This window comes from Kitasatospora sp. NPDC059722 (genome assembly GCF_042733235.1).
GTDB lineage: Bacteria > Actinomycetota > Actinomycetes > Streptomycetales > Streptomycetaceae > Kitasatospora.
In genome coordinates this window covers 14841-19838 of sequence record NZ_JBHWGD010000073.1, presented here as the reverse complement: position 1 = coordinate 19838, position 4998 = coordinate 14841, and the positions used below count along the sequence as shown (strand labels likewise).

The window sequence follows — 4998 nt, the reverse complement described above, 5'->3', positions numbered from 1 at the left end:
GGCCCGGTTCGGTCGAACCGGGCCCTCCGCACGTCCGGGGGCGGGTCAGCCGTCGTGTCCGCCGGCGGCGGCCACGGCCTCGGCGACCGTGGCGTTGCCGGCGACGAGTTCGAGGGTCTGCCCGGCGGTGCCGGGTTCGCGCAGCAGGGCGGCGAGGACGGCGGCCACGTCGGCCCGGTCCACCGCGCCGCGCCCGGTTCCGGGGGCGAGCCGGACCAGGCCGGTGCCGGGGCCGTCGGTGAGCCGGCCGGGGCGCAGCACCGTCCAGTCGAGGGAGGTGCGGGCCCGGACGGCGTCGTCGGCGGCGCCCTTGGCGCGCAGGTAGGTCTCGAAGACCTCGTCGGCGGGGTGGTGGGCGTGGGCGTCGGCGCCCATGGAGGAGACCATGAGGTAGCGGCGGACGCCGGCGAGTTCGGCCGCGTCGGCGAGCAGCACGGCGGCGTCGCGGTCGACGGTGTTCTTGCGCTCGGCGCCGCTGCCCGGTCCGGCGCCGGCGGCGAAGACCACGGCGTCGGCGCCGTCGAGCAGGGCGGCGAGCTGCGGGGCGGTGGCGGCCTCCAGGTCGAGCAGCAGCGGCTCGGCGCCGGCGGCCACGAGGTCCTGGGCCTGTTCGGGGCGGCGGATGATCCCGGCCGGGCGGTCGCCGCGGGCGGCGAGCAGCCGTTCGAGGGCGAGCGCGATCTGTCCGTGGCCCCCGGCGATGACGGTACGCATGGCTCCGACGGTAGCCGCGGCGCGCGTCCCCGTCGTGCGGAGCGTGCTGCGGGGCGGACGCCCCGGGGCGGGCACGAGGAGGGCGCCGGGCAGGACACAATGGGCGCATGACTTCGCTCGCCCACCCGCAGCTGCGTTTCACGCCCACCGTGCAGGACCCGTCCGGCCCCCGGGAGCTGGTGATCCTCGGTTCCACCGGGTCGATCGGCACCCAGGCCATCGACGTGGTGCTCCGCAACCCGGACCGGTTCCGGGTGGTCGCCCTGTCGGCGGCCGGCGGCCGGGTGGAGCTGCTCGCCGAGCAGGCGCTGGAGCTGGGCGTGCACACCGTGGCCGTCGCCGACCCGGCGGCGGAGCCGGCGCTGCGCGAGGCGCTGGCGGCGAAGGCGGCGGGCCGTGCGCTGCCGGCCGTGCTGGTGGGGCCGGACGCGGCGACCGAGCTGGCCGCGATGGAGTGCCACTCGGTGCTGAACGGCATCACCGGGTCGATCGGGCTGCGGCCGACGCTGGCCGCCCTGAAGGCGGGCCGGGTGCTGGTGCTGGCGAACAAGGAGTCGCTGATCGTCGGCGGTCCGCTGGTGAAGGCGGTGGCGAAGCCGGGCCAGATCGTGCCGGTGGACTCCGAGCACGCGGCGCTGTTCCAGGCGCTGGCCGGCGGCACCCGGGCCGAGGTCCGCAAGCTGGTGGTGACGGCGAGCGGCGGGCCGTTCCGCACCCGGACCCGGGAGCAGCTGGCCGGGGTGACCCCGCAGGACGCGCTGGCGCACCCGACCTGGGCGATGGGCCCGGTCGTCACGATCAACTCGGCCACCCTGGTCAACAAGGGCCTGGAGGTGATCGAGGCGCACCTGCTGTACGACGTGCCGTTCGAGCGGATCGAGGTCGTCGTCCATCCGCAGTCGGTGGTGCACTCGATGGTGGAGTTCACCGACGGTTCGACGCTGGCGCAGGCCAGCCCGCCGGACATGCGGATGCCGATCGCGCTGGGCCTGGGCTGGCCGGACCGGGTGCCGGACGCCGCGCCGGGCTGCGACTGGACCAAGGCCGCGACCTGGGAGTTCTTCCCGCTGGACAACGACGCGTTCCCGGCGGTCGAGCTGGCCCGCGAGGTGGGTTCGCTGGGCGGTACGGTGCCGGCGGTGTTCAACGCGGCGAACGAGGAGTGCGTGGAGGCCTTCCTGAAGGGCCGGCTCGCCTTCACGGGAATCGTGGACACTGTTGCCAAGGTCGTGGCCGAGCACGGACAGCACGACGGCGGGTCGGCTGCGGCGGGAACTTCCCTGACCGTCGAGGACGTCCTGCACGCGGAGGACTGGGCCCGCGCCCGGGCCCGCGAGCTGGCGGCGGGCTGACCGCCCGACCGGGCTGACCGGCCGACCGGGCCGGCCCGATCCGGCCGGCCCGGTCGGCCGCGGCGGTTGAACCGTGGCTCCGGTCGCGGTAGGACGAGACGATGAGCGGAGCGGCATGACGGAGGAGTTGCGGTGGCAGCGGTTTTGACGGTGGTCGGCATCCTGGTCTTCGTGCTCGGGCTGCTGGTGTCGATCGCCTGGCACGAACTCGGCCACCTCTCCACGGCCAAGCTGTTCGGCATCCGGGTGCCGCAGTACATGGTCGGCTTCGGCCCGACCCTGTGGTCGCGTCGCAGGGGCGAGACCGAGTACGGCATCAAGGCGATCCCGTTCGGCGGGTACATCCGGATGATCGGGATGTTCCCGCCGGGCGATGACGGGCGGATCACCAAGCGCAGCAGCTCGCCCTGGCGGAGCATGATCGAGGATGCCCGGGAGGCCTCCTACGAGGAGCTCCAGGAGGGTGACGAGCACCGGCTGTTCTACACCCGCAAGCCGTGGAAGCGCGTCATCGTCATGTTCGCCGGGCCGTTCATGAACCTGATCCTGGCGTTCGGGCTCTTCCTGACGGTCATGATGGGCTTCGGCGTCTCCATGAACGTGCCGACGGTGAGCACCGTCGCCCAGTGCATCGTCAAGGCGGGCCAGCCCACCGACGCCTGCCCGGCGGGCGCCCCGCAGACCCCCGCCGCGACGGCCGGGCTGAAGGCCGGGGACCGGATCCTCTCCTTCGACGGGGACCGCATCCACACCTACGACCAGCTCCAGGCGGACATCCGCAGGTCGGCGGGGAAGACCGTGCCGGTGGTGGTCGACCGGGGCGGGCAGCAGCTGACCCTCAGCCCGACGATCGCGGTCAACGACGTCCAGAAGTACGACGCGAACGACATCCCGATCAAGGGGCAGACCGTCCAGGCCGGGTTCCTCGGATTCACCCCGGCGAGTGGTGTCGTCCAGCTGGGTTTCGGGCAGTCGCTCGGACGGATGACGGACATGGCCGAGAACGGCGTGAAGTCCCTGGTCGCCCTGCCCGGCAAGATCCCCGGGCTGTGGAACGCCGTCGTCGGTGACGCCCCCCGCGACCCGGACTCGCCGATCGGGATGGTCGGCGCGGCCCGGGTGAGCGGCGAGGTCTTCTCGCTCGACATCCCCGGCACCCAGCGGATCGCGTTCTTCGTGAACCTGCTGGCCGGCATCAACTTGTCGCTGTTCCTGTTCAACATGCTGCCGCTGCTGCCGCTCGACGGCGGCCACGTCGCGGGCGCGGTCTGGGAATCGGTCCGCCGCCGCCTCGCACAGCTGTTCAAGCGGCCGGACCCGGGCCCGTTCGACGTCGCCAAGCTCATGCCCCTGGCGTACGTGGTGGCCAGCATCTTCATCGGGTTCACCCTGCTGGTCCTGGTGGCCGACCTGGTGAACCCGGTCAAGATCAGCTAGTGCGTCCGGGTACGGCGGGTGTGCTCGGCTCCACCCCCGTGCCGTACCGTGGAGGCCGGGTGCGCGATCGTGGCGCGCCCGGCCCCGGCCGTTTCCTTCGGCCGGGCGGTCGACCACACCTCCACCCTGGGGAACCCTGCGCACATGACCGCGATCTCGCTCGGTATTCCGTCCCTGCCGCTCAAGCCGCTCGCCAAGCGCCGAGTATCCCGGCAGATCATGGTCGGCAACGTCCCGGTCGGTGGTGACGCCCCCGTCTCGGTGCAGTCGATGACCACCACCGTGACCTCGGACATCAACGCCACGCTGCAGCAGATCGCGCAGCTCACCGCGTCCGGCTGCCAGATCGTCCGGGTCGCCGTCCCGTCCCAGGACGACGCCGACGCGCTGCCGATCATCGCGAAGAAGTCGCAGATCCCGGTCATCGCCGACATCCACTTCCAGCCGAAGTACGTGTTCGCCGCGATCGACGCCGGCTGCGCCGCGGTGCGCGTCAACCCGGGCAACATCAAGGCCTTCGACGACAAGGTCGGCGAGATCGCCAAGGCGGCCAAGGACGCGGGCGTGCCGATCCGGATCGGCGTCAACGCCGGTTCGCTCGACAAGCGCCTGCTGGAGAAGTACGGCCGGGCCACCCCCGAGGCGCTGGTGGAGTCCGCGCTGTGGGAGTGCTCGCTGTTCGAGGAGCACGACTTCCGCGACATCAAGATCTCGGTCAAGCACAACGACCCGGTCGTGATGATCCAGGCCTACCGCCAGCTCGCGGCGGCCTGCGACTACCCGCTGCACCTCGGCGTCACCGAGGCCGGGCCGGCCTTCCAGGGCACCATCAAGTCCGCGGTCGCCTTCGGCGCGCTGCTCGCCGAGGGCATCGGCGACACCATCCGGGTCTCGCTGTCGGCCCCGCCGGCCGAGGAGATCAAGGTCGGCAACCAGATCCTGGAGTCGCTCGGCCTGCGCCAGCGCGGCCTGGAGATCGTGTCCTGCCCGTCCTGCGGCCGCGCCCAGGTGGACGTCTACAAGCTCGCCGAGGAGGTCACCGCCGGCCTGGAGGGCATGGAGGTGCCGCTGCGCGTCGCGGTCATGGGCTGCGTCGTGAACGGCCCGGGCGAGGCCCGCGAGGCCGACCTCGGGGTCGCCTCCGGCAACGGCAAGGGCCAGATCTTCGTCAAGGGCGAGGTCATCAAGACCGTCCCCGAGTCGAAGATCGTCGAGACCCTCATCGAGGAGGCGCTCAAGCTCGCCGAGCAGATGCAGGCCGAGGGCGTCGAGGCCGGGGCGCCGACGGTCGTCGCCGGCGAGTGACCGGGGTGTAGTTCCCCCGCGGCCCCCGCGCGGTCGTCCGCCCCGGGCCCGTGCGGAGCGCTGTTCTGTCTTTCCGGAAGCGGGGGGGGGGCGGGGGGGGGGGGCCCCCGGCCCCCCCCCGGGGGGGGGCCCGGGGGGGGGGGGGGCCCACTGCTGTGCCTGTGTGGGTGGTGGCGAGGAGGGGTACGGG

The 4998-nt window shown here is 72.9% G+C and carries 4 protein-coding genes; 3 read left to right on the top strand and 1 reads right to left on the bottom strand.

Annotation, left to right across the window (positions count from 1 at the left end):
• Positions 1-45 precede the first annotated feature (45 nt).
• Positions 46-714: an NAD(P)H-binding protein gene (locus tag ACFV4F_RS33225; RefSeq protein WP_380508156.1), complete on the bottom strand. Its 669-nt coding sequence runs from the start codon at positions 712-714 to the stop codon at positions 46-48.
• A gap of 107 nt (positions 715-821) precedes the next feature.
• On the opposite strand from ACFV4F_RS33225, the gene dxr reads away from it, so the two are divergent.
• From dxr to ispG, 3 genes are all read left to right on the top strand, one after another.
• Positions 822-2066: a 1-deoxy-D-xylulose-5-phosphate reductoisomerase gene (dxr, locus tag ACFV4F_RS33220; protein ID WP_380445453.1), complete on the top strand. Its 1245-nt coding sequence runs from the start codon at positions 822-824 to the stop codon at positions 2064-2066.
• A gap of 132 nt (positions 2067-2198) precedes the next feature.
• On the top strand, positions 2199-3503 hold the full coding sequence (locus tag ACFV4F_RS33215; RefSeq protein WP_380445454.1) for a M50 family metallopeptidase: 1305 nt from the start codon (positions 2199-2201) through the stop codon (positions 3501-3503).
• A 144-nt stretch (positions 3504-3647) separates the two neighbouring features.
• Positions 3648-4808: a flavodoxin-dependent (E)-4-hydroxy-3-methylbut-2-enyl-diphosphate synthase gene (ispG, locus tag ACFV4F_RS33210; protein WP_380445455.1), complete on the top strand. Its 1161-nt coding sequence runs from the start codon at positions 3648-3650 to the stop codon at positions 4806-4808.
• The last annotated feature ends 190 nt before the right edge of the window (positions 4809-4998 follow it).